The 572-nt window shown below is 37.8% G+C and carries 1 pseudogene; it reads left to right on the plus strand.

Going from position 1 to position 572, the window contains the following annotated elements:
* Positions 1 to 67: 67 nt before the first annotated feature.
* Positions 68 to 572, plus strand: a pseudogene (locus AAEZ02_RS21795) (transposase family protein); the annotation flags it as partial.

Below are 572 nucleotides of genomic sequence, written 5' to 3' on the forward strand. Positions count from 1 at the left end.
TGTAATGGTCTAATGAAACTGTAGAGATTTATAGCTTAAAATAAGCAAAATCTTAAAGGTATTTATTATGATTAGAAAAACTAAAATCACTGTCAGCCCTCTTCAAAAATTAGAATATGCCAAGCTGATGGTCGAACAGGGTTACACGAACAAGCAAATTGAAGATATGTCAGGTGCAGGTAAATCTGCGGTGTCTAGATGGAAAGTGCAGTACCAGGCTGAATTAGCCGGTAAAACACCGAAAAATGTCAAAGCATTAACTGAAGAACAACGAAGAATACAGCTTCTAGAAGCCCAACTAAAACAAGCCATGAGGGATAATGATATCTTAAAAAAGGCTGCAGCTTTCTTCATTCGAGACAATCAAAACTTAAAATGATGCGCGAAGTAAAGAAAGCAAACCCAGGCTTTAAAATGAGTGAATTATGCCGAGTATTCGAGATCAGTTGTAGTAGTCTCTATTACAAACCGATCCCAAAAAGCGTTGAAAAACAGGCTCAGATACAATTGATAGAGCAAGCTTTCTCTGAGTCACACTCGACGTATGGCAAACGTCGAATACAGGCTGATTT

Origin of the sequence: Shewanella sp. T24-MNA-CIBAN-0130 (genome assembly GCF_040310185.1) — a bacterium.
GTDB lineage: Bacteria > Pseudomonadota > Gammaproteobacteria > Enterobacterales > Shewanellaceae > Shewanella > Shewanella psychromarinicola.